This is a genomic window from Candidatus Methylomirabilota bacterium (genome assembly GCA_028870115.1).
Classification (GTDB): domain Bacteria; phylum Methylomirabilota; class Methylomirabilia; order Methylomirabilales; family Methylomirabilaceae; genus Methylomirabilis.
On sequence record JAGWQH010000102.1, the window covers coordinates 61303 to 84403 of the forward strand.

Consider the following 23101-nt stretch of genomic DNA (forward strand, 5'->3'; position numbering starts at 1 on the left):
GGGTTCGGAGAAGATAAAGGGGGAGGGGGATGCAGGCGGGACAGCTTGAGTTACAGGAAAGGCTCCAGGGACTCATCAAGGGGCAGGTCCTGAGCAGGGAGCCGCTCGCGTCGCACACCTACTTCCGGATCGGCGGCCCTGCCGAGGCGATGGCGTACCCTTCCGGCCTTGAAGATGTCAAGGCTTTGCTTAAGGTAGCACGGGGGGAGGCGATTCCTCTTCTGATCCTCGGTGGCGGCAGCAACATGCTGGTGTTAGACGGAGGGGTCAACGGCCTGGTCATAAATCTCTCGCGAACCTTCCTGGAGATTGAAGTCTCCGGCGAACAGATCAGATGCGGGGCCGGCGTGCGGACAAGCCGTCTGCTGGCTCTCTCCACAATGAGAAGCCTGACAGGTCTCGAAGGGCTGACGGGTGTGCCGGGAACCGTTGGAGGGGCGATCAAGGGAAATGCCGGGACGCCCTTGGGCGCCATTGTTGATCACCTTGACTGGATTCGCCTTGTGGACAGTGCGGGTGAGGAGCGGTTACTCACGCGGGAGGAACTCGGCGCGGGTTACAGACACTGCACCCTTCCGGCTGGTTCAGTGATTGTTGAAGCCTGCTTCACGCTCCGGCGCGCAAGGGCGGCAGAGATCAGGGGGACGATCTCGACGTTGCTGGTGAGGAGAAATCTGACGCAGCCCGTTGAGGTCAGGTCCGCAGGGTGCATCTTTAAGAACCCTCCGGGAGACTTCGCTGGGCGTTTGGTGGAGCATGTGGGACTCAAGGGGCTGCGGCGAGGAGGAGCACAGATCTCTGAGAAACACGGTAACTTCATCGTAAACCTTGGCGGGGCTATGGCCGCAGAGGTGCTTTGGCTGATCGAGCGAGCGAGAGCCGAGGTGATGGTCAAGACAGGAGTGGCGCTTGGACTGGAGATTCAGATCGTCGGATCACCCACCGCGGGCTGAGGACAGTGTCGGGTTTCGTCCGAATCGCCGCTTCCTGAGACTGGTATCGCCGAGATCAGGATGGCGGAGGCGACGCGTGGCTCGCATAGGCTCGCGGTCCGGTTCGCGCCTGAGACGAGGCGTATGGACGACCATCTTCTCTGTATTGCTGGTCGTGCTGGGATGGCTGGTCTGGCAGCAGGTTCCACACTCCATACCCATGCGCTATTTTCGAATCAATGGTCTCATCGTTGAAGGCAACCGCCGGGTACCTGCGGCGGCGATCATTGAGAGCTTGGGCCTGGCGTCTGATGCGAGCATTCTGGAGATCGATTTGCGGGCGCTCGCGGCGGCCGTCTTGCGTAATCCCTGGATCAAAACGGCCAGGGTGAGCAGGCGCCTTCCGGCAACCTTGCAGGTTCACGTATCGGAGCGCGTGCCACACGCCGTTGTGGTAGCCGATCGCGCCTACCTTGTCAGTGAGGATGGGCTGATCCTGCAGGAGGCGTCATCGGCGGAGATGTCGGACCTTCCGCTTCTAAGGCTTTACGCCGACCACCCGCTCGGGATGGGAGAGCGGATTGATCCCGTTCGCGTCGAACAGGGGATACGTCTGTGGCAGCGGTTTCATGAGGGCGCCTTGGGACCGGATGTGCAGGCGAGGGAGATCCAATTGAAAGGCGACGGGAGCTACACCGTCCTGCTGGGCCCGGGGTTGCCGTACCTGTATTTTGGAGAGGAAGATGGCGTGCAGCGGCAGTTAGATCGATTGGCGCGGGTACTTGAGACACGTAGGGCCACCCTGCGCGAGTTGGAATATGCCGATTTCCGGTTTGCCGATAAGGTGATCGTGAAGCCGCTTTCAAAGGGGAGCGTATGACCGGAAAGGGCGAACTCGTGGCAGGGCTCGACATCGGTACGACCAAGATCTGCGTTATCGTCGCTGAAGTAACGGAAAACGGAGTCGAAATCGTCGGATGCGGGATCAGTCCATCGCAGGGCCTGAAGAAGGGTGTCGTCGTCAACATCGATGTGACCGTTGAGTCGATCCGACAAGCGGTCGAGGCAGCGGAGGCGATGGCGGGAGTCGCCCTGGATTCCGCATTTGTGGGGATTGCCGGAAGCCACATCAAGGGGATCAACAGCCGGGGGGTCGTCGCCATCTCCGGCAAGAACCAGGAGGTGACGCAGGCTGACGTCGATCGGGTCATCGAGGCGGCTAAGGCTATCACGCTGCCCGCCGATCGCCGAGTGATTCACATCATTCCTCAGGAGTTTATCATCGACGACCAAGGAGGGGTAAGAGAACCGGTCGGGATGAGCGGCTGCCGGCTTGAGGCCGAGATCCATATCGTGACGGGCGCCATCGCCTCGGCAGAAAACATCATCAAGTGTGCGAACAGGGCCGGGCTGGAGGTGCGGGACATCGTGCTGCAGCCGCTGGCTTCCAGTGAAGCGACGCTGACCGCGGACGAGAAAGATCTGGGGGTGATTCTGATCGATATCGGCGGGGGAACCTCGGATATCGCCGTCTTCGTAGATGGCAGTATCCGCCACACGGCGGTGCTGCCGCTGGGTGGCGACCATCTGACCCATGACATTGCCATCGGACTCAGGACGCCTCCGCAGTGCGCCGAGGAGATCAAACGCCGGTATGGTTGCGCGCTGACCTCCCTCGCGGGGAGCGAGGAGGTGGTGGAGGTTCCGAGCGTCGGCGGCCGTAAGCCCCGCCTGCTCTCGCGGCAGATGTTGTGCGAGATCGTTCAGCCAAGGGTGGAGGAGATCTTCATGCATGCGGGTCTGGAAGTGCGGCGGGCCGGGTTGATGCAGCAGGTTGCCGCGGGAATTGTGGTGACCGGCGGATCGTCGGCAATGGCGGGTGTGCCTGAGCTGGCTGAGCAGCTCTTCGACCTGCCGGTACGGCTGGGGATACCATCCGGCGTGGGCGGCCTGAAGGAAGTAGTCAGCTCGCCGATGCATGCGACCGGTGTGGGCCTGGTGCTGTACGGCGCGGCGCATCTGAATCAGCATCGGTTCAACAGATCATCGGAGCGAAGCCTGGTAGATAAGATCATCAATCGGATGAGGCAGTGGTTTAGCGATTTCCTGTGAGACCCAATATCCAACAACGGCTTTCGAGGGGAGGTGGAGATGCCATTTGCGCTGGAGATCGACGCTGAGCACGCGGCTAAGATTAAGGTGATCGGAGTTGGGGGCGGGGGGTCCAATGCGGTGAGTCGGATGTCGGCATCGGAGTTCACCGGCGTTGAGTTTTTTGTGGTGAATACCGACACCCAGGCGCTCAAGATGTCTCCGGTGGACACCAAGCTTCAGATCGGTGCCAACGTCACGAGGGGTCTGGGGGCGGGGGCGAATCCGGAGATCGGGCGACAAGCGGCGCTTGAAGATACCGACAAGATCCTGAGCCTCCTGGAAGGCGCGGATATGGTGTTTATCACCGCCGGGCTGGGGGGAGGGACAGGAACCGGCGCCGCGCCTATCATCGCGAATCTCGCCAAGGAGCTAGGTATTCTGACAGTCGGGGTGGTGACCAAGCCATTTGCGTTTGAGGGCAAGGTTCGAGAGACTCACGCCTCCCGGGGGCTTACTGCGCTGTGTGAGAGCGTCGATACCTTGATCACCATCCCGAATCAACGGTTGCTACAGGTCGTAGAGCGACAGACCTCGCTGAGCGATGCCTTCAGGGTTGCCGACGACGTGTTGCGCCAGGCGGTGCAGGGGATTGCGAACCTCATCGTGGTGCCGGGTCTGATCAACCTGGACTTTGCCGATGTCAAGACCATTATGTCAGAGCGTGGGATCGCTATGATGGGGATCGGCGTTGCGTCGGGAGAGAACGCGGCCTCGGAAGCCGCCGCAACGGCGATCAACAGCCCGCTTCTGGAAAACGTCTGTATCGACGGCGCCAGAGGCGTTCTCATTAATATCACCGGTGGTCCGGCGCTCTCGCTGTACGAGGTGAATGAAGCCAGCTCCACGATCTGTAAGTCAGCCCATCAGGATGCCAATATCATTTTCGGAGCGGTGATCGACGAATCGCTGAAAGATAGTGTTTGCGTGACGGTGATTGCCACCGGGTTTGAGGCCGCTACCTCGGTGAGAGAGGAAGGGTCTTCAAAAAACATGGTCGAAATGAAGGCGTACGCAGCCAAGGCCGCGGAGCGCAGCGGCTTTTTCAGAAAGCGTGGAACGAACGGGCGCGAGACGTCCGACGAGCAGTTCAATCCCCGCGACCTGGAACTCAGACCCCCGGACCTTGACGGGGACGAGTTGGATATCCCGACCTTTTTGCGGCGCCAGGCCGACTAGCGATTCCGGAAAAGCTCCTCCTCGAAGCGTCCCATGGAAGGGAGGATAGGTCAATGAGGCGACTCAGCAAACTGTTTCAGATATTTCTATCTTCAGGCAGATCGATGGCTACCTGTCCGCACTGCTTGTTGCCGATCGGCGGATCGGAGAACGTCTGTCCGAACTGCCGTCGGCTGTTGCGGTTTGAGGGGATCGCAGAGCTCCGGGCGAATAGCCGTCCGGACGGATCACGTCTTGCGGCAGCGCATGCAGGGGCAGGAGGTCAAGAAGGGCAAGCTTGGCGGAACGGGTAAAAGATCGGATTGAGCAGGTAATGCGACGGATGGCCGACGCGGCCCGTTGCGCTGGTCGGGATCCTGGTGAGGTGGAGCTGGTTGCGGTTACCAAGACCGTGCCGGTTCCCCGTATCCGGGAGGCGGTCGATGCCGGCGTAACGACACTGGGCGAGAATCGGGTCCAGGAGGCTGCAGATAAGATTACTCTTCTGAGTTCGCTCCCGGTCAGATGGCACTTGATCGGTCATTTACAGACGAATAAGAGTCGGCCTGCCGCGGAGCTGTTCGAACTGATCCATTCGCTTGACTCTGTGAAGTTGGCTGCTGCCCTGGACCGCCACGGGGCTGCCTTAGCGAAGCAGGTCCGGGTGCTCATAGAGGTCAACCTTGAAGGCGAACCGAGCAAGACCGGTATTCTCGAACAGGACCTTTTGCCGCTGCTCCAGGCTTGCCAGCAGTATACACATCTGGCTATCGAAGGCCTGATGGCCATCCCGCCATTTCGCAGGAATCCTCAGGACGTCCGGCCGTTCTTTCGCAAACTTCGGCTGCTACGAGATCAGGCGGCTAGAGCCTGTCCGGAATACCCGCTCCGCCACCTCTCCATGGGGATGAGCCACGATTACGAGATCGCCATCGAAGAGGGGGCCACGCTGGTTCGAGTCGGCACAGCGATCTTTGAAGCACGCCCTCAGGGCTGATGACGCGGCGGCCTTATTGGGCTCTTTGAGAAAGTCGTGGGTATAGAATAGAATGGATGCGGAAAGGACTGGAGCATGCGATGAAGCGTGATGAGGCGCTGAAAACCCTGGCCGAGCATCGGGAAGAGCTACGGCAGCGGTTTGGCGTGAAGTCGCTGGCGCTGTTTGGCTCGGTCGTGCGTGATGAAGCTACTGAAACCAGCGACGTCGATTTGTTGGTGGAGTTTGACCGGCCAGTGGGTCTCCTTCACGTCATCGGGACGGAGCAGTATCTCGAAAAGCTGCTTAGCGTGAATAAGGTTGATCTCGTCCTGACGCGGGCCGTCCTGCCGGAATTCAAGGACGGCATCCTCGCGGAAGCCATTAATGCCTTCTAAGTCCCAAGGTTGGAAGATTCGGATTCGGCATATCCTGGATGCTATCGCAGAGACGCGGAGCTATATCAGTGGCATGAGCTACGATCAGTTTTGCGAAGACGCGAAGACGCTGAAGGCCGTTATGTGGAATCTGACGATTATCGGCGAAGCCGCCAGACACATCCCGCCAACCGTCGAGGCAGCTTATCCCGAGATCCCATGGCCACAGATACGTGGCATGCGAAACCGCATCGTTCATGGTTACGAGCAGATCGATTGGGAAATTGTCTGGAAGGCGGTTCAGGAAGAGTTGCCGCCCTTGGTCCCTCTGTTCGAGAAGATACTACGCATAGCACCCGACTAGGGTGTGGCGCAGCCCATTTTCTTAAAGGTGCCCACACGAGCCGGCCCGTCCGCGCCAATTCCTTGGTATAATCCCCCACGGGCACTTCCGGAAATCGTGTGGGTATGGCAGGAGTTGGAACGACCTTATCGGTGCCGGGAGGGAACACGGCACCCGAATGAGTTATCGAAGGAATGTCGGAAGGCTACGGCCTGTCAGAGATTCGTAAACGTCTCTTCTTCATGGACACGCCTTTTTCTCCTTTTTACCTCCCTTTTGATGTCTTTCTCTTTTCTGTTCCTTTTTATCTGGAGATCTAAAAAAGGGTGCATTATTTTTATGTTGTGATGAAGCATGTGTTCTAAGGTAGGATACTGCTTTGCTTGGGTACTCTGCCGCCAGTGACGCGGCGAGGAAGATTTTATCGTTTTCATCACGAATGGGAAATATGGCTGAACGGTAGAGAGTCGTCGCAAGCGCGCGGAGTTCACGGGTCGTCATGCAGAGCAATTGGTTAACAAGGTCTTCATGGATGGGTTTTGAGGTTGTTACGAAACGTTTGGACGTTTTCATGTTGACTTCCACAATCACAACGCGCTCGAGATCCTCGCTTTCGAAGCCCGCACTTTTCCAATAAACTTGGGACTGCATGTTGAAGACCCAGGGATCATCATCCCCTGCGCTGGCAATACCATCGCGAAGATCACGCGTGATACCAGCACGCGCTGATCGCGATTCGGACGGAGTGAATCGCTCACCGGTTGCCTTATAGATTCGAAGTACGCCTCCGCTCGAACAGCCGGAAAGCATACGCTCATACAAGTCGTCGTAAAACACCCGTTCACCGGGATATCGGTCGATCAGCATACTTCCGGTATGGTGGGGGCAGACGATGCTTACGTACTCGGCGGTTGGCAGTTCGGCAAGGAAGTCGTCCCCCTCTGGATCCCCGATGTGGTCATACTCGTCGAGCCAATACTGCAGGGCGTGCTCCAACCACGGGCTGAGCGTCTCGCGGATCTCCGTGGTGCTCAGACTCGCCATCTGCTGGGCGTGCTCGCGACCATAGAAGTCGCGAGCAAGGCGCTCTCGTGCCGAGGCCGAGCCCGCGAAGAAGAAGTCCGCACGCTCCTTGGCGATGTCCTTGCGGCTCCGCAGGATCTTTCGCCAGTGGGTCGCGAATGCTGAAACTACGCGCTGCCGCGCAAGTTCAAGGTGTCTTATTGAAGAGCGACTTGCACGGCGCATGAATGATTCTTCCTGAACTGCAACGACCCTCGCACCCTTTTTTCGTCTCACAATGAACATCAGGACATGAATGGGTTCGGCAGCTGTATTTCCTTGCCATCGCGCAAGCGATATGCCTCAGAGCGTGGTCTTACCATCCCGCTTTAATTCGAGCAATGCGCGGAGACCACGATAGAAGCATTCTTTGCGATAGGCCAACTCCCAATCGCGGAGAGGCTCGACTGCGTCAAGGCTGTTGTCGTGAAGAAGCTCGGCGAGTAGCTCTTCCCGATTCTTGCGTGATTCCTTCGATCGGTCGATCCACGATGCGGGAATGTTGGTGCCTTGGGCCAGAAGCAAAAGGTATGCTTCGGCAACGCTTCCGTCCGACTCCTGGAAAAGTCTTGCTTCTCGTGGCATGTAGACCCTACCTCGCTTCGCTTCTGTAACCGTGTTCTTACATCAGGTCATTGAATTTCGACCAGCTAAGCTTGTAGCCATACTTGATCCCCGACGGAAACCAGACTACGGCACCACGCGAGATGTGTAAAGCTCTTATTGAGTCTAGCATAAGTAATGGTACACGAATTACACACTTACCCGTTCGGCCTGAGCCTGTCGAAGGCTGATCCGTTCAGGGTTCGACTGGCTCACCACGAACGGAATGAAGACATCCGCTGTTGCATTACTTATGCAAGATTCAATAGTGTGGTGCCATCCGCTCTAACGTCGAAAATTGCGTCAGCACGACCGAGTTCGCGAGTTGGCAAAGTGATGTCCACTTCGTGTGCAGCCATACGAGACTCTAAGTCGCTTATCAAGCGCGACGCCGAGGACTACGGCGTAAGCCTGCGGGTGAAGACGCTCATTGCGCGGGGTTTTGAGGGTGCGAAAACCCTCAATAAAGCCGAATGATCTTCCGCGCTGATTGCTACGGGCGTAAATAAGTATCTACCTCCTGAAACTACCGGGCTGCTCAAAAAAGCATAGGCCGAAGTATTGAACAGGTGGCTGAACGTGTCAAGAATTTTACGTCTTCCGAAAATTGTGTGGGTGACTCACTACTGTCCCAACGTCAGAGGCGTAAAATCAATTGGTTAGCGTCATCGCTCTCTGGCGTTTCGTAATCGACCAGCGCAAGCGCTTGTTCAATGGGCGTTTTCTCGAAAAGGGTCACGCTCAAAATCTGTAGAATTGTGTAGAGACTCCGATCCAGTTGCAGGCGTTTCTTGACGATGGCGACGAGCACATACACGGAGATCGCGATCCAAATTTGAGTCTTGACGGCGTTCTCGGTCGTGCCATAAAAGGCTTTGATTCGCAGGTGCTGCTTGATCCATTTGAAGAAGAGTTCGACCTGCCAGCGGCATTGGTACAGCTGCGCAATCACGAGGGCGGGAAGGGAGAACTGGTTGGTCAGGAAGACGAGCCGCCGCTTGGTCTCGGCATCGTAGTACCGGATACGGCGGAGCTTCTCGGGGTAGTCTCTGTGCGAGTAAAAGCCGGCGACGGTGATGATTTGGTCGGCCTGGACCCCGGTCGATTTGTCCACCGGTTGGGAATACAGACGCCTGAAGACGAGATTGCGCTTGGCCTGCATCACGAAGTAGGCGTGCGACTGATGCACCCGGTACAGCCGCGCAAAATCCAGATAGGCCCGGTCCATGAGGTAGATGGCCCCAGCCTCGATGGCGAGTGTATCGAGGAGCTTGACCTCGTGCCGGTTGCCGGGCGTAATGTGGATGAGCACGGGGATGTTGCCCCGCAGATCCAACAGGGTGTGGAGCTTGACCGCTGCCTTGCGCTTGCGGAACTTGGCCCAGGGAAACACCGACAGACACAGGTCGATGATCGTGGCGTCGAGGGCGTACACGGTTTGGTCGAACTCCACGCCGAACGTCTCGTCGGCATACAGGGCTCTGGCCGTGCGAATCAGCACCTGAGCGAAGTCGGCGTAGATGCGCCAGTCGCGGGTCTCGTTGGCGTGGGCCAGCGTGTTGCGGGCAACGGTGCCCCGGATCCCCATGTGATACAGCTTGGCCCTGGCCCCCCGCAGACACGCTTCGATGTCCCGGAGACTCTCTCGGTAAGCCAGTTGGGCAAAGGCCATACAGAGGAACTGATCCCAGCAGGAAAAGCTCTTGATCTTGTAATTGCCGTGGTAGCGTTCGACGCATTGGCGAAACTCGTACGTAGGGACAAAGTCCATCAGTTGGGCAAAGACCGTCCTTCCGACATTCATCGGCCACCTCCTTCCACACGGTTGCGGAAGTATGGCCGTTCGGAGCAAAGAATTTCAAATCGAAAAATGTCATTGTGGGATACGACCTCAGCGTTATCAGTAGGTTAACACACGTTCCGGATTCAACGTTGGGACACTACTGACAACATTGGTAAATTGAACCCGGAAGGTTCGTGTGCTATTCTCCTTCGCGTGCAAACAGGACTGTACGTATTTGGAATGGAGGCTCCCAGTGTGGTGCCCAGCAAGTTCGTGTGCAATCCGTTCATGGTAAGCCCTTCAGCACCCCAGCCGTTCGTCCTGAGCGTGTCGAAGGAAACGGCTGGGGTGCTTGTTCAGGACAGGCCCTTCGACCGGACTCAGGGCAGGCTTTTCGAATCTATAGGCGGAACTTATTGGTGTTATTGACCCTTCGACAGGCTCAGGGCGAACGGAGTATGTAAAGAAGCGTTAGGGACGGTACACTGGGAGGACGCGGGGACGTGAACGACACCTGGAACGATTACGTCATTGCGACTTATCGTCTCGCCGGCGGAGGCGATTGGACGAAGAAGGCCGAGACGATCGCATTGGGCATGACGGTCGGCAGTTGGCCCGGCCTGCCCGCCGAGAGACAGGCGGCACTTCAGCGGCACGCCGGCCGCGTGGTGACGGTAGAGGGGGGCCTGATTTGTATCGCCTACCCTCTCGTCAATCTTACGCCCGATCTGCCCGCGCTGCTGACGGCCACCTTCGGCAAGCTGTCCATGGACGGGAAGATCCGTCTGTTGGATCTCACCCTGCCGCCGACTTTCGCGGCCGCCTTTGCCGGGCCGAAGCTGGGGGTGGAAGGGGTTCGCGACCGGCTCGGAGTGCACGGCCGGCCATTGCTCATGAGTATCTTCAAGTCCTGTGTGGGCCTCACGCTTGCCGAACTGGCCGAGGGTTTTTTTCAGCAGGCGCTGGGCGGCGTGGACCTGATCAAGGACGACGAGATCTTCTTCAACGATGCAGACGCCCCTTTCGAGCAGCGCTTGGAGGTATGCCTGCAGGCGGCGGAGCGGGCGCGGCGAGAGACGGGCCAGAGGGTGCTGTATGCGATCAACCTGACCGGCCCGGTGCATCGGCTGCCTGAGAAGGCCAGACGGGCGATCCGGCTTGGAGCGACTGCGCTGCTCATTAATGTCCTGCCCTACGGATTTGATCTCCTGCAGCGGTTGGCCGAGGATCCCGAGATCACCGTCCCGCTCGTGGCCCATCCAGCGCTGGCCGGAGCGCTCTACCCGTCTGACGACTACGGCATCGCTGCGCCGCTTTTGCTGGGAACCCTGATGCGACTGGCCGGGGCCGATCTGGTCCTATTCCCGTCCCCCTACGGCGGGATGGCCTTGGAGCGGTCCGCGGCCATGGATCTGGCTGCGCGACTGACGGATCACGGCTGCCTGCTGCCCCACCGCCCGAGCTTTCCGGTCCCGTCCGCGGGGATCCATCCGGGCCTGGTACCGCACATGATGGATGACTTCGGCCTCGATGTTGTGATCAATGCCGGCGGCGGCATCCACGGCCATCCGGGCGGAGCGGCTGCCGGCGGGCGGGCCTTCCGTGCGGCGATAGCCGCCACCGTGGCCAGCGTTCCTCTGGAACAGGCAGCCACAGGAAGCAGCGATCTGCGGGCGGCCCTTGACCAGTGGGGTGGCGGCAAGCCCCGAATCCCCAAAGGGTTTCCAGTTGAGTAGGCAGGTGGTTATCTTCTGCGACTTTGACGGGACCGCTGCTGAGCAGGAGGTCATAGTCTCTCTTTTCCAGGCCTTCGGGCCGTCAGGATGGGAGGCGGTGCGCGACGCGATCATTGCCGGAACGATGAGCGTGCGGGAGGGGGTCGGCTACATCTTTGCCCAGATTCCGTCATGTCGGGTCCCGGAGATGGTTGAGTATGCTCGACGGATCACCACCATGCGGCGCGGGTTTCGAGAGTTTCTGGAGTACTGTCGGGTCCATGGCCATCGATTTCTGCTGACCAGCGGCGGGGTTGACTTCTTCATCTACCCCATTCTGGAGGGGATCCTATCACGGGACCAGATCTACTGTAACGGCAGCGACTGCAGCGGCCCTACGGTACGTATCCTCTGGCCTCACGTGTGCGACGAGCAGTGTCAGGCCGATTGCGGGATGTGTAAACCCAGCATCATGCGGCGCTTTCCGCCCGAGCGATACCACAGGGTGGTGGTAGGGGACGGCGTCACGGACCTGCAGGCGGCCAAGCTGGCCGACCTGGTGGTGGCTCGCGATCTGCTGGCCGTCAAGTGCCGGGAGGCCGGGATCCCCTATAAGCCGTTTGAGACGTTCTATGATGTCATGGCGGTGCTCGATCGGATAGGGATCGAAGTACACCGATGACGATGGCGCACCACGCAACAGAGCAAGCCCGGACGGCCCTGGCCGAGATCACAGCCGACTTTTCCCGGCGGGGATGGTTCCCCGGGACAAGCGGTAACCTGTCGGCCAGGGTCAGCGCTACGGGCGAGCCGCTCCTACTGACCGTCTCCGCCAGTGGTCGGGATAAGGCGTCGATGGCGGCAGCCGACTTCCTCCTCGTGGATGATGCATTGCAGCCTGTGGAACCCGGGGTTTTACACCCTTCGTCCGAGGCTGTGGTGCATGCCCGCATCTACGAGGCTACGGGGTGTGGCTGCGTCTTGCACGTGCATACCGTGTGGAACAACCTGATCGCGGAGCTGTTCTTCTCCCGGGGTGAGGTTGCGCTCCGGGATCTTGAGATGCTCAAGGCGCTCGACATCTGGGAGGAGGCGACTGAGATCCGGGTTCCTATTGTGGAGAATCTCTTTCACCTGCCTGCCCTGGCAGACGCCATGGTCTCGCGGATCACCGATCCGCGGGTCCCTGGGGTATTGATCCGGCGCCATGGACTGTATGCCTGGGGCGCGAACCCGTTCGAGGCCAAGCGGCACGTCGAAGCCTTTGAGTTCGTGTGGGAGTACCTGTTCCGGTGGTGGACTGTGGGGGCAGGCCTTGTGCCAGCCCAGAAGAGCGATCGAAAGGGTGGCCCTAACGAGCCGACCGAGACAGGGCAAGAGAGTATTGCGGGAGGCTAAACATGGCGGCGATCAAGCTATACCCTGATAACCGGTGCATCGAAGATCCGGTCGAGATGGTGAGGCTTCTCGAAGGGGAGGGCCTCCTCTACCGCAACTGGGATGTGTCGAAACTGCGAAGTGGATTGAGGGACAACTACGCCCTGACCGAGGCTGAAAAGACGGAGATTCTGGCGGTATTCAAAAAGGAGGTGGAATCGCTCAAGGTCGAAGGGGGATATGTTGCGGCCGATGTCGTGGTCCTCTCCGACAAGACCCCCGACCTGGAGACGTTGCTCGGCAAGTTCAGCCGTGAGCACCACCACAGCGAGGACGAGGTCCGATTCGTGGTTGACGGCCACGGTATCTTCACGATCCGTGGGCGGAGTGGCCGCTGCGTCGAGCTGACTGTCGGTCCTGGTGATCTGATTACCGTGCCTGCGGGTACCCGCCATTGGTTCACCCTGGCCGAGGATCGACGGATCAAGTGCATTCGCCTCTTCCAGGATCCTGCCGGTTGGGCCGCCATCTACAATGACGCTCCGGCTGCGTTTCAGCTTGACAGCCGGAAGGGCGCCTGATATAAGATCTTAAAAGATAGGCGATGGAGTTCGCCGTATAAGTATCCCTGAGCCGCATCCGGGATTGATAACTCCTACCGAAAGAATCTTGTCGGTAGGAGTTTTTGTGTTTTAGGCGATGATCAGCGACGGCTGACGATACCAATGGAGCGCAGCGCAAACAGCAACAGGCGCAAATTGCTTGCTGGGTACCGAATAAGACTACGGAATCTGTCCTGACTACGAAACCAGTTGATGGAGAGGGATTGATCAATCCATTTAATAGTCGGACGACATCACGAAAGGGGTTGAGCGATGGAACATATGGGGTGGCCAGAGTTGTTGCCAGTAGTAGTGCCACTGATCATCATTGGTTTTGTGCTACTCTTAAAGCATTGGGGGATGTTTTGAAAGAGGGGGTTTGTGGATGGCTGAGCCTAACACAAGGAACTCCGCAATGTGAGACAGCCTCCTCAGGGCTCGGTCACGTAAGGGCCGCTTGATCGGACCGAGTACATCCCCCAATTAAAGTGGACACCAGAACCCAACGATGGGGGAGGTGCGCGATGCGCAGTGCTAGCGCCGTCGGGAGGCCACGGGGCGTTGAAGAAGCATCGCTACGCGCCGCTGACGTGGCCCTTCATTGATGACGTTGTGCACCTTAAAAAATTGTAGATGCTAGAACTTAATCGATGGTGGGAGTTGGCCGTTGAACCAAGTCTCTTTCACAAATGCGTTTTTTGATGAGATCAGCAAGTACCCCATCAGATTCGCTGTGCCCGTGATCTTTGGTGATTCGCCAAATTCTTCACACGCGGCATTCATCAGAAACGGGTCGGCAACGCTTCTGAGGCTCAAGACAGGCTCCTCGGTGTCACTTGCCATCACGTCTTGAATGGCTTTTGAAAGCTCAAGTTAGAGCGCGAGACCTTTTTCCAGTTCGGTCCCATACGAATAGATCCTGATCGACATGTCATAAGCGAAGATCAGGATCGTGACCTCGCCATCATTGATCTCACTCCTTTTGTTGACAGGGCTGCTGACCTCACGGAAGCGAATTTCGTTCACCCCACAGCCTGGCCACCTCGTGATGTCTCGAAAGACGACGTGCTGTGCCTCGCTGGGTTTCCGGGTACTTGGCGAGACCAAAAGGACCTACACCATCTTCGTTTCTATTCGTACAGCGCAGGCGCGGGGGGAGGTCCTTCCGGTTCGCGATGATGTAATCGTCACGATTGTTCAGGTCGACGATTGCATCACTCAGTTCAAGTATGGCAAGGTCTGGGGCTCTTTAGGTGGACTGGGCGGCGGGCCAGTCTTCGCATGGCGGAAGACGCCGCTTTTGATTGCAGAGATCGTTGGTTTCATTTACGAGTACCAAGAGAGTCTCAATTTGATGCTTGTTCGCTCACCTAACGTCGTGCGGGAAGATGGGAGTATTCGTAAACTCGGGGCGGGCGAAGGGACCGTCTCCGGTATGTACGCGGATCGTCACATACTTATCTCTGTTTTGGGGACTTGACAGCCGGAAAGGCGTCTGATATAAAACATTAAAAGATAGGCGATGGAGTTCGCCGTATAAGTGTCCCGGTGCTGCATCCGGGATTGATAACTCCTACCGATGGATTTTTTCGGTAGGAGTTTTTGTTTTTCAGACGAGCACGAGGGGTGAACGGTGATTCCGGTAGAGAGAGGTCCGAACAGGAAAGGGTATGTAGAACAACAGGAGCCTATCTGAACTCTTTAACTTTCTATGGAGGTAACAGTGAAGCTGAGAAATGTGGTGACAGGAGTGCTCGTCTTGACCCTAGCTTTCCTTGCCGGCTGCGGAGGAGGAGGGGGCGGGGAAGGGAAAGGGAATCCCCTAGACGTGGCAGGGCAGTTCATGGATCTGTACTATAAAAAAGGGAACCTTCAGGAGGCGAAGGCGTTGGCGACACCTGACACGGCTGAGAAGATCCATGCTCCCGCAGAGGCTGCCGGAGAACAGGAGGTCTCGTACAACCTGAAGGAACAGAGTAGAGAGGGAAAGCATTCGTACGCACTGTATGAAATCACTATCAAGAAAAAAGAGGGTGAGCCTATTTACAAAACAGCCTCCCTCTTCGTCGATCTGGTCGATGGAGCCTGGAAGATTACCCTGTTTGATGAGAAGACCATGAGTGGACCACATCAGGAAACATCGAAGGGCTAGTTTAGCCTTGACGTGACAGCTTTTGACCTGTTCGGTATCCGGTTCGCAGACCAGTCAATCGCGGCGACGGAGTTCGCCGAATCAATTATCCCGCTGACCCATCCGGGATTCATAACTCCTGCCGAAGGGCTCCTTTCGGTAGGAGCTATTGCTTTTGAGGTGCGCCTACTCGGTTCACACCATATGAGAAGCCGTCATCGATGAAGAAAACCAGCCTGCTCGCGGTCATTGTGAGCGGAACTATCGCCCTTGTTTTTGCTGTGGGCTGGGTTTCGCTGGATGGATGGCGAGAACTGCTCACCTATTACACGGACGAAGGGGCTGTAGCCCGGTACATCAAAACCTTCGGCCCGTATGGACCTCTCATCTTCATCGGGCTCCAGATCCTCCAGGTAGTGGCGGCGCCGATCCCTGGTGAGGCGACAGGCATCATTGGCGGATATCTCTTCGGGACCTTCGGAGGCTTCCTCTACTCCACTATTGGCCTGACCATCGGCTCTTGTCTCGCCTTCGGCTTGGGCCGATGGCTGGGACATCATTTTATCCGCCGCATCATCACACCGGAGACGTACTATAAGTTTTACTTTATTACACGGTCTCAGGGGAAGCTGGTCACCTTCCTGCTCTTTCTCTTCCCCGGCTTCCCGAAGGACTTCCTGTGCTACATCCTCGGCGCTAGTCCGCTGCCGTTTCGCACCTTCTTTTTGCTGAGCACTGTGGGCCGCATCCCTGGCACCTGGCTCCTCTCCATGCAGGGAAGGGAAATTCGTACCGCCCACTATGGCACCTTTTTAGCCCTACTCTTCTTGGCGGTGGCAGGGCTCGCGGCACTCTACATATACCGAGACCGGGTTTTCAGGTGGATGAAGCTCCGTCAGCTGCAGAAAGAGCGCCGGCAGAGAGGTGCGGCGAGAGGCTCGGGGCTCGGATGAACTTAGCCGACCCGTTTTTGCAAAGGCATGTGCAGTGTGCTAGTGTGTCGTGTGACACCGCAGAAGCCAGGGCAAGTCAGGCTGACCGGCGCATCCATTAGCTGAACTACTTCAAACGAGGCATCGTGGGGAAGGTTCTGCTCGTAGGCATTGGGGGGTTTCTCGGTTCGGTCGCCCGCTACCTGGTCAGTGGGTACATTCAGGATCGGACGGGCGAAATATTCCCCTTTGGCACCCTGGCAGTCAACGTAATCGGCTGCTTCGTAATCGGAGGCCTTTCCGAGCTGGCAGAAGCGCGCGGCTTCCTGTCACCGGAGGCGCGCGCGTTGGTGGTGATCGGTGTACTGGGCGGGTTCACGACCTTCTCGACCTTCGGCAACGAGACGGTCAACCTGCTGCGTGACGGCGAGTGGGCGTTCGCCGCCATAAATCTGCTGACCCATGCGGTGTTGGCGATCGGGGCGGTCTGGGTCGGTCGGACGACGGCGCACACCGTCTGGAGGTGAGGTGATGATGCTCCCTCAGGAAGGCTACCTGCTCCGGATCTTCATTGGCGAAAGCGACCGTCACTCCGGGAAGCCGTTGTACGAGTGGGTCGTACTCAAGGCGCGCGAACAGGGGCTGGCCGGCGCGACAGTGCTTCGAGGGCTGATGGGATACGGCGCGCACAGCCGACTTCATACGTTCAAGATCGAACGGCTGTCGCTCGATCTGCCGGTTGTCGTGGAGATTGTCGACAGCCGCGAGAAGCTCGATGCATTTCTCGATCTGATCGATGACGACATCACGGAGGGCCTGGCCACGATTGAGAAGGTACACGTTCGCCTGTACCGAAGCAGGAAGGCCGAGTAGTCCTCTTTAGGCCTGGCGCCACCCGCCTGCCATACCTGCCGACCCGTTTTTGCATTGGTATGTGCAGTGTGCTAGTGTTTCGTGTGGTCAAGCACGCATTGAGGGTGCAGTATGAGCGAAGGATCGAAGCTCACCATCGAGGTGATCTGTCCGTGCTGCCAAGCGAAGCTCACCGTTGACCCTGAGCTTGGCGCAGTGTTACATCACGAGCCGCCGCCGAAGGCAGAGATCGTTACGGATCTGAAGACTGCCGTCGAGGAGCTGAAGGGTGAGGCGGGCCGGCGGGAGGCGCGCTTCAAGGAGTCGATGGAAGCGGAAAAGGAAAAGGGTAAGCTTTTGGAACGGAAGTTCAAGGAGCTGCTCAAGAAGGCCAAAGACGAACCGGTCGCCCGGCCCACCCGGGACATCGACCTGGATTAGCCCCGCCTGTGGTCAGCCTAGCCGAACCGCCCGCCGCGATGAAGCATCAAGACCTGCTCGGCCCGCTCCTCAAGCGGGTCAGTCGCTCATTCTATCTGACCCTGAGCGCGGTTCCAGGCGATCTGCGGCGGCCGATCGGCTTGGCCTATCTGTTCGCCCGAGCGGCAGATACTATCGCCGATACCACCCTCATCAGCCGCGCCGACCGCCTGAAGTACCTCGAGCTGTTCCGGGACGCAATCAGGGAAGGAAGGGCCGAACGGCTCCCAGCGATCACAGAAGCGCTGGGAGAACGCCAGCAGGTGGCGGCCGAACGGGAACTGCTCACCCGTCTCGAGGAAGGGTTTATTATCCTTTCTTCCCTCGGTCCGTCCGACCAAGCGATGGTCCGCGGCGTGGTCCTCACCCTGACGGAAGGAATGGTCATGGATCTGACTACCTTCCCCGGAGAGGATGAAGGTCACCTCGTCGCGCTGGAGACCCGAGCCGACTTGGACCGCTATACCTACTACGTGGCTGGGTGTGCGGGGGAGTTTTGGACCGACATCCACCTGGCACATCGCCCCTCCCTTGCCCGTTGGGATCGGGAGTTGATGAGGCAACGTGGCGTCCGGTTCGGGAAGGGGCTTCAGATGACCAACGTTCTGCGTGACCTTCCGAAGGACCTCCGCATTGGCCGCTGTTATCTCCCCAGGCAGGAGCTGGAACCGCTTGACCTGCAGCCCGCTGATCTGCTCGACCCAACCACCGCGAAGAAGGTCAAACCGTTGCTACACTCCCTCCTGGCGCTGACCCTCGAGCATTACCAGGAAGGCTGGGCCTATACCCTGGCAATCCCACGGCACGAAGTCCGAATGCGCCTGGCCTGTGTCTGGCCCCTATTCATCGGCCTCAAGACGCTGGCGCTACTCGAACGATCGCCCAATCTGCTGGATCCAGGTATGGTGATCAAGGTCCCGCGTGGCGCCGTCTATGGCATCGTGGCGCGCTCGTTGACGTTGATCGGCTCCAACGCGGCCCTGGATCGATACTACCGGCGCCTGTGGCGAAGCGTATTGGTTTCCGAATAGGAACGGGATAATGGCAGAGCACAAGTACGTCAGGGCCCATGTTTTGATCTCGGGGCGGGTCCAAGGTGTCTGTTTCCGCGCCTATACGGTCGATGAGGCGGCGGCCGCCGGTATCGCCGGTTGGGTGCGGAATACGTCGGATGGCCGGGTTGAGGCGGTGTTCGAGGGCGACAAGCCAGCTGTTGAGGCACTGATCGCCTGGTGTCGGCACGGCCCACCGGCCGCGCGAGTGAACGGTGTTGAGGTCGTCTGGGGGGAGCCCAAGGGTGAGTCGGGCTTCGGGATCAGGTATTGAAGGGCGGGGTCATACCGTCGTATAGAGGCTGCAGAACTCCTCATCCGTCAGTTGGTCGAGCCTGGCGAAGTCGATATCGTTGGAGGCGCGGCCCGGGTACTTGGTGCTGATGGCGATCCCGAAAAACTCCTCGAGCTTTTCGGTCCTGACCATAGTGACGGCGTTCCAGGCGTCGCGGTTACAGGCCTGGGCGCATTTGTCGCAGCCGATGCACTCATCGAACCGGATCTGAACCGGTGGCACATAGGCGTGGACACTCCGGTCGTACCCATGCATCTGGATCTGTTCAGGCGTCAGGTGTGAGATGCAATCCACGGGACAGACCGACTGACATGGCGTCACCCACTCCCCCGGCTTGACATCGTGGCCACTGCACCCGGAGCAGTTGGCCGGGTCCACCAGCGCAATCCAGGCCGGCTTGGCCCTCTTCTGGCCGATCTTATCCGGGTATTGATCGGTATCGACCAGGCCGTCACCGTCCTTGTCCTCAGGGCTACGGGAAAGATCTATGGCCTTCTGCCGAAGCTTCTCAACGAGTTGTACCCGTTCTTCCGCAAGCGCCTGATAGGTCGAGTGTTTCTCCTTCCAGGTTGCGTAACGGTCAAGTCGAAGTAGCCACACGTAGCCGTTCTGCTTCCAGAACTCCACCCGCTTCAGCCGATTCGCCTCCATTTGCGCTTCGAGCGCTGCCTTCTCCTTCTGGCGAGTCTCCTGCGTCTTCAGGTAGCTGTCGGCGCGTCGCCTGTCCCGTCTGTGGGGCGGGATATACCCCGGCAGCGCATGTTCGCGTCTTATTAGCATCTCAGACAACATCGTAGAGTCTCCGTTTTCACTGTACGATTCAGGCTATCTGCTAAGCCGGTCCACGTCAAGCGACTTGAGGCGCGCCACGGCCTGATAGATCGGAACGACATCGGCGAGCGGGGGCCAGGACAAGACGCCGAGCGAGTCATCGACGTAGGCTGGAGTGCGCATGCCGTTCAGGACGCAACTGACGCCAGGGGTACTCGTCAAAATCCACAGCGCCTTCCTGGACAGGCTCTCACCTCGGCCCGCTTCTGGGAGGAGCGGATCGATGGCCGCCGAGATCGCGTCAGCGACACGCCGGCTTGGGGTCGCCGCCAGGCGGACCATCCGGTTGCCGACGATGGCATTGAGCGGCCGGTTGACTAAGACGCCGGTCCCGGCCGCCGACGCGGTCTCCAGCACCGTCTGCTTATTGTCCGGCCCGTTGTTTCGCGTGAGCAGCGCGCCCGCCTCGAACAGGTTGATCGGAAGCTGGAGGATCCGGAAGCGGTGATCCGGTCCGCCAGCCTCACGCGCCGCAGCCAGCATCCGGGTCAGCGAGGTCGCCTCCGGATCAACGGCAGGTGACACGGCGGTATTGGAAGAGACGCCGTACCATCGGATCGTACCGGCTGCCGCCTGGGTCTCAAGGAACGCAAACGCCTCGCGCAGCCGTCGGTAGAATTCGTCGCGAGCTGACTCTAAGTCGCCGTGTCCACGATGTTTGGTGTCGGTGAGAAAGTACTCGGGATTGTGCAGCAGGCAGACATCGAGGGTATCGAGTTGCAGCCGCGTGAGGGACCGCTCAAGCTGGTCGCGCAGGAACTCGGGATGGATGCAGTGCCAACAGCCGTCCATATATTTCACCATCTCCGGAAACGGCGCTCCCGCCGCTTCCCGCTGCTGCGCCAGCTCCAGATTCTCCCCCTGCACGTAGCCGATCTTGGAGACCACGACGACCTCCTCACGGCGCAGCTTTCCGGCCCGCGCCAGCTCGCCGAGCACGGCTCCGACACACCGCTCGCTGCCGCCATCCATGTAGTTGGTCGAAGTGTCGATCAGATTGCACCCTTCAAGCAGCGCTTTCTTCAGGGCCTCGTAGTGCTCGCGAGTGTCGTCGTCGATCCGGTACCCGCCGAAGCCCAGTTTGCTGGTGATGAGACCGGTCAATCCGAGCGCCGTATAGCCCGATGAGGCAAAGCGGGCGGCGTACGCAGCCGTACCGGCTTCAGTCGCATGACCAGCCAGGAAGGATCCGACGACTGAGTGGGTGTCGCCGGCCGAAGGTCGCTCGGACATGCTGAGGGCCTCGGCCGCCCGCGCGGGGTCAGTGATCAGGGCCTGGCAGGTGAAGTTCCGGCAGATATAGAGCGCCGCTTGGCCATCCGCCAACCCTTTCCCCTTCACCAGAGGAAAATCGAGTGGCTCGCTTTCGGTCGGATCGTGGTGCGCCATGATCCGATTGGGCAGGTAGTGGCGGCCAACCTCCCGGCGTAGCGCCTCATATCCCGCCTCTCCCGGGCTACCGATCAGGGCCAGCTCTACCGGCCCCTCCAGGAGGAAATCCGTGACGGCGAGGCTCTTGGCGAAGGCGTGCGGATAGAGGGCAATCCGCTTCCCATGTGCGCTGATCGCTTGCTCCGCCGCCCTTCGCAACTCCTCCCGGTCCAGGTGAAACGAGAGCCGTGCCAGCGCCGCGGCCGCCACAGCGTTGCCGCTGGGGGTGGCGCCATCCGTCCCCTCCCGATGGCGCAGGATCAGCCATTCGTGGTCACGCGACGTGGTACAGAAGGCGCCGCTCTCCTCATCGACGAAATCGGCCAGCAGGCGCTCGGCCAGCCGAACGGCTTCACGGAGATAGCGGGCCTCGCCGCCCGTCTCGTACAGGTCGATCAGCCCCTCGCAGAGATAGGCGTAATCCTCTAAGTAGGCGTTCAGATGCGCCGAGCCGTTCCGGTAGGTCCGCAGCAGCCGGCCGTCTGGCTGGACCAGGGTGCGGAGCAAGAAATCCGCCGCACAGACAGCAGCGTCAAGGTAGCGCTTTTCGCCCAGGACGCGGTACCCCTCGGCCATCGCGCTGATCATCATCCCGTTCCAGGCGGTAAGGATCTTGTCATCCAGGCCGGGCGGTACCCTTCGCCGCCGGGCCTCATAGACCTTGGGTCGTGCCCGATCGACGGAGACCTGCAGTTCCTCAACGGTGACCCCGAGCTTTGCCGCCACCTGCACGGCCGTACGCCGGATGTTGGGAATGGACTTGCTCTCCCAGTTGCCGCTCTCCGAGATGTCGTAATAGGCGCAGAACCGACGTGCCTCCTCCTCGCCCAGGATCGTGTCGATCTCGGCCGGCGTCCAGACGTAGAACTTCCCCTCTACCCCCTCCGAGTCGGCGTCCGTGGCGGAGTAAAATCCTCCCTCCGGCGCGGTCATCTCACGCAGGATGTAATCAAGGACCTCGCTCGCGATCCGCTGATAAAACGGGTCGCCGGTCACCTGAAAGGCCTCGAGATAAGTCCTGGTGAGCAGTGCATTGTCATAGAGCATCTTCTCAAAGTGAGGGACCAGCCAGCGCTCGTCGGTCGAGTACCGGGCAAAGCCGCCGCCAATATGGTCGTAGATCCCGCCCAGAGCCATGGCATCCAGCGTCGTTCGGACCATCTGCAGGGCGTGGGCATCGCCGGTGCGCCGGTGATGGCGCAGCAGGAGCGACAAGGCGGCCGCGGCCGGGAACTTGGGGGCGGCGCCGAATCCGCCGAACGTGGGATCGAAGGTTGAAGCGAAGTGGGCGACGGCGGCAGCGATCTCGGCCCATCCCACCGGCAGCGGACCGGGCTGGCGTTGAGTCCCACGCAAGTGCTCGGTGATCTCGGCCGATTGGGTCCGCAGGGCGTCGGGTTGCTCGCGCCAGACCTGCGCAATCCGTTTGAGGATCGTCGGGAATCCCGTGCGACCTAACCCGTTCCTGGGCGGGAAGTAGGTCCCCGCAAAGAACGGCTGCAGGTCTGGGGTCAGGAAGACGGTCATCGGCCACCCGCCCTGCCCCTGATTCAGGGCCATCGTAGCCGCCATGTAGATCGCATCGAGGTCGGGTCGCTCCTCCCGATCGACCTTGATGCAGACGAAGTGCTGGTTCATCAGCTCGGCAATCGCCTCGTCCTCGAACGACTCATGCGCCATCACGTGGCACCAATGACACGAAGAGTAGCCGATGCTGAGCAGGATCGGGCGATTCTCCTCCCTGGCCCGGCGGAGCGCATCCTCTCCCCAGGGGTACCAGTCCACCGGGTTATGGGCATGCTGCAGGAGGTAGGGGCTGGTCTCGCAGATCAGCCGATTGGTGTGCCGCGCTGGCGCCTCTTTACTCATGTGATGGGACTCCAGATTCATTGCATCTCCTCTCATTTGACCTTAACTGAGAGGCAGACGAGTGTCAAGCGCGCGGGTGGGTCAACCGTGGTCCTTCGAGTCTCTCTCTGCAAAGGGAGGTGCGAGGGACTATAAGGATGGGGACTGGG

At 59.3% G+C, this 23101-nt stretch carries 25 protein-coding genes; 19 read left to right on the forward strand and 6 right to left on the reverse strand.

Annotation, left to right across the window (positions count from 1 at the left end):
- Positions 1 to 29 precede the first annotated feature (29 nt).
- From murB to KGL31_12020, 7 genes are all read left to right on the forward strand, one after another.
- Positions 30 to 953, forward strand: coding sequence for a UDP-N-acetylmuramate dehydrogenase (gene murB / locus KGL31_11990; GenBank protein MDE2322612.1), 924 nt, complete (start codon positions 30 to 32; stop codon positions 951 to 953).
- 133 nt (positions 954 to 1086) lie between these two features.
- Positions 1087 to 1812, forward strand: a complete 726-nt coding sequence (locus tag KGL31_11995) for an FtsQ-type POTRA domain-containing protein (protein MDE2322613.1) — start codon at positions 1087 to 1089, stop codon at positions 1810 to 1812.
- Entirely contained in the window at positions 1809 to 3044 is a 1236-nt protein-coding gene (gene ftsA / locus KGL31_12000) for a cell division protein FtsA (GenBank protein MDE2322614.1), read from the forward strand. Before KGL31_11995 ends, ftsA begins: the two co-directional genes overlap by 4 nt.
- A 39-nt stretch (positions 3045 to 3083) precedes the next feature.
- Positions 3084 to 4262 carry a cell division protein FtsZ gene (gene ftsZ, locus KGL31_12005; protein ID MDE2322615.1) on the forward strand — a complete coding sequence of 393 codons (1179 nt, stop codon included), beginning with the start codon at positions 3084 to 3086 and terminating at the stop codon, positions 4260 to 4262.
- A 277-nt stretch (positions 4263 to 4539) separates the two neighbouring features.
- Positions 4540 to 5238: a YggS family pyridoxal phosphate-dependent enzyme gene (locus KGL31_12010; protein ID MDE2322616.1), complete on the forward strand. Its 699-nt coding sequence runs from the start codon at positions 4540 to 4542 to the stop codon at positions 5236 to 5238.
- Positions 5239 to 5318: 80 nt separating this feature from the next.
- Positions 5319 to 5615 carry a nucleotidyltransferase family protein gene (locus KGL31_12015; GenBank protein MDE2322617.1) on the forward strand — a complete coding sequence of 99 codons (297 nt, stop codon included), beginning with the start codon at positions 5319 to 5321 and terminating at the stop codon, positions 5613 to 5615.
- 31 nt (positions 5616 to 5646) lie between these two features.
- Positions 5647 to 5958, forward strand: coding sequence for a DUF86 domain-containing protein (locus KGL31_12020; GenBank protein ID MDE2322618.1), 312 nt, complete (start codon positions 5647 to 5649; stop codon positions 5956 to 5958).
- A 219-nt stretch (positions 5959 to 6177) separates the two neighbouring features.
- On the opposite strand, the gene KGL31_12025 is transcribed toward KGL31_12020, so the two are convergent.
- The 3 genes from KGL31_12025 to KGL31_12035 all read right to left on the reverse strand — a co-directional run bounded on the left by KGL31_12025 (position 6178) and on the right by KGL31_12035 (position 9406).
- Positions 6178 to 7236: a hypothetical protein gene (locus KGL31_12025; protein ID MDE2322619.1), complete on the reverse strand. Its 1059-nt coding sequence runs from the start codon at positions 7234 to 7236 to the stop codon at positions 6178 to 6180.
- Between the two features lie 66 nt (positions 7237 to 7302).
- Positions 7303 to 7584 (reverse strand): hypothetical protein, encoded by a 282-nt coding sequence (locus KGL31_12030; GenBank protein MDE2322620.1) that lies wholly within the window; start codon positions 7582 to 7584, stop codon positions 7303 to 7305.
- Between the two features lie 655 nt (positions 7585 to 8239).
- The gene (locus KGL31_12035; GenBank protein MDE2322621.1) at positions 8240 to 9406 is read right to left on the reverse strand and encodes an IS4 family transposase; all 1167 of its coding nucleotides are present in this window, start codon (positions 9404 to 9406) and stop codon (positions 8240 to 8242) included.
- Between the two features lie 509 nt (positions 9407 to 9915).
- On the opposite strand from KGL31_12035, the gene KGL31_12040 reads away from it, so the two are divergent.
- The 4 genes from KGL31_12040 to KGL31_12055 are packed head-to-tail and all read left to right on the forward strand — an operon-like array spanning position 9916 to position 13058.
- Entirely contained in the window at positions 9916 to 11121 is a 1206-nt protein-coding gene (locus KGL31_12040) for a 2,3-diketo-5-methylthiopentyl-1-phosphate enolase (protein MDE2322622.1), read from the forward strand.
- Positions 11114 to 11782, forward strand: coding sequence for an MtnX-like HAD-IB family phosphatase (locus tag KGL31_12045; protein ID MDE2322623.1), 669 nt, complete (start codon positions 11114 to 11116; stop codon positions 11780 to 11782). The genes KGL31_12040 and KGL31_12045 overlap by 8 nt, the downstream gene beginning before the upstream one ends.
- Before the next feature lie 2 nt (positions 11783 to 11784).
- Positions 11785 to 12498: a methylthioribulose 1-phosphate dehydratase gene (mtnB, locus tag KGL31_12050; GenBank protein MDE2322624.1), complete on the forward strand. Its 714-nt coding sequence runs from the start codon at positions 11785 to 11787 to the stop codon at positions 12496 to 12498.
- A gap of 2 nt (positions 12499 to 12500) precedes the next feature.
- On the forward strand, positions 12501 to 13058 hold the full coding sequence (locus KGL31_12055) for a cupin domain-containing protein (protein MDE2322625.1): 558 nt from the start codon (positions 12501 to 12503) through the stop codon (positions 13056 to 13058).
- Positions 13059 to 13952: 894 nt separating this feature from the next.
- On the opposite strand, the gene KGL31_12060 is transcribed toward KGL31_12055, so the two are convergent.
- Complete coding sequence (locus KGL31_12060) at positions 13953 to 14105, reverse strand: hypothetical protein (protein ID MDE2322626.1); 153 nt, start codon at positions 14103 to 14105, stop codon at positions 13953 to 13955.
- Between the two features lie 22 nt (positions 14106 to 14127).
- On the opposite strand from KGL31_12060, the gene KGL31_12065 reads away from it, so the two are divergent.
- The 8 genes from KGL31_12065 (at position 14128) to KGL31_12100 (ending at position 18800) form a co-directional block, all read left to right on the forward strand.
- Complete coding sequence (locus tag KGL31_12065) at positions 14128 to 14559, forward strand: hypothetical protein (GenBank protein ID MDE2322627.1); 432 nt, start codon at positions 14128 to 14130, stop codon at positions 14557 to 14559.
- 243 nt (positions 14560 to 14802) lie between these two features.
- Positions 14803 to 15231 (forward strand): hypothetical protein, encoded by a 429-nt coding sequence (locus KGL31_12070; GenBank protein MDE2322628.1) that lies wholly within the window; start codon positions 14803 to 14805, stop codon positions 15229 to 15231.
- A gap of 200 nt (positions 15232 to 15431) precedes the next feature.
- A complete protein-coding gene (locus KGL31_12075; protein MDE2322629.1) occupies positions 15432 to 16163 on the forward strand; it encodes a TVP38/TMEM64 family protein in 732 nt (243 codons plus the stop codon).
- Positions 16164 to 16288: 125 nt separating this feature from the next.
- Positions 16289 to 16669 carry a fluoride efflux transporter CrcB gene (gene crcB / locus KGL31_12080; GenBank protein ID MDE2322630.1) on the forward strand — a complete coding sequence of 127 codons (381 nt, stop codon included), beginning with the start codon at positions 16289 to 16291 and terminating at the stop codon, positions 16667 to 16669.
- Positions 16670 to 16673: 4 nt separating this feature from the next.
- Positions 16674 to 17015, forward strand: coding sequence for a DUF190 domain-containing protein (locus KGL31_12085; protein ID MDE2322631.1), 342 nt, complete (start codon positions 16674 to 16676; stop codon positions 17013 to 17015).
- Between the two features lie 111 nt (positions 17016 to 17126).
- Positions 17127 to 17435 carry a hypothetical protein gene (locus tag KGL31_12090; protein MDE2322632.1) on the forward strand — a complete coding sequence of 103 codons (309 nt, stop codon included), beginning with the start codon at positions 17127 to 17129 and terminating at the stop codon, positions 17433 to 17435.
- Positions 17436 to 17473: 38 nt separating this feature from the next.
- Positions 17474 to 18505: a squalene/phytoene synthase family protein gene (locus KGL31_12095; GenBank protein ID MDE2322633.1), complete on the forward strand. Its 1032-nt coding sequence runs from the start codon at positions 17474 to 17476 to the stop codon at positions 18503 to 18505.
- 10 nt (positions 18506 to 18515) lie between these two features.
- Positions 18516 to 18800: an acylphosphatase gene (locus KGL31_12100; GenBank protein ID MDE2322634.1), complete on the forward strand. Its 285-nt coding sequence runs from the start codon at positions 18516 to 18518 to the stop codon at positions 18798 to 18800.
- A 9-nt stretch (positions 18801 to 18809) separates the two neighbouring features.
- Here KGL31_12100 and KGL31_12105 read toward each other — a convergent pair whose 3' ends face one another.
- On the reverse strand, positions 18810 to 19613 hold the full coding sequence (locus tag KGL31_12105) for a hypothetical protein (GenBank protein MDE2322635.1): 804 nt from the start codon (positions 19611 to 19613) through the stop codon (positions 18810 to 18812).
- Between the two features lie 33 nt (positions 19614 to 19646).
- Complete coding sequence (locus tag KGL31_12110; GenBank protein ID MDE2322636.1) at positions 19647 to 22952, reverse strand: DUF255 domain-containing protein; 3306 nt, start codon at positions 22950 to 22952, stop codon at positions 19647 to 19649.
- Positions 22953 to 23101 lie beyond the last annotated feature (149 nt).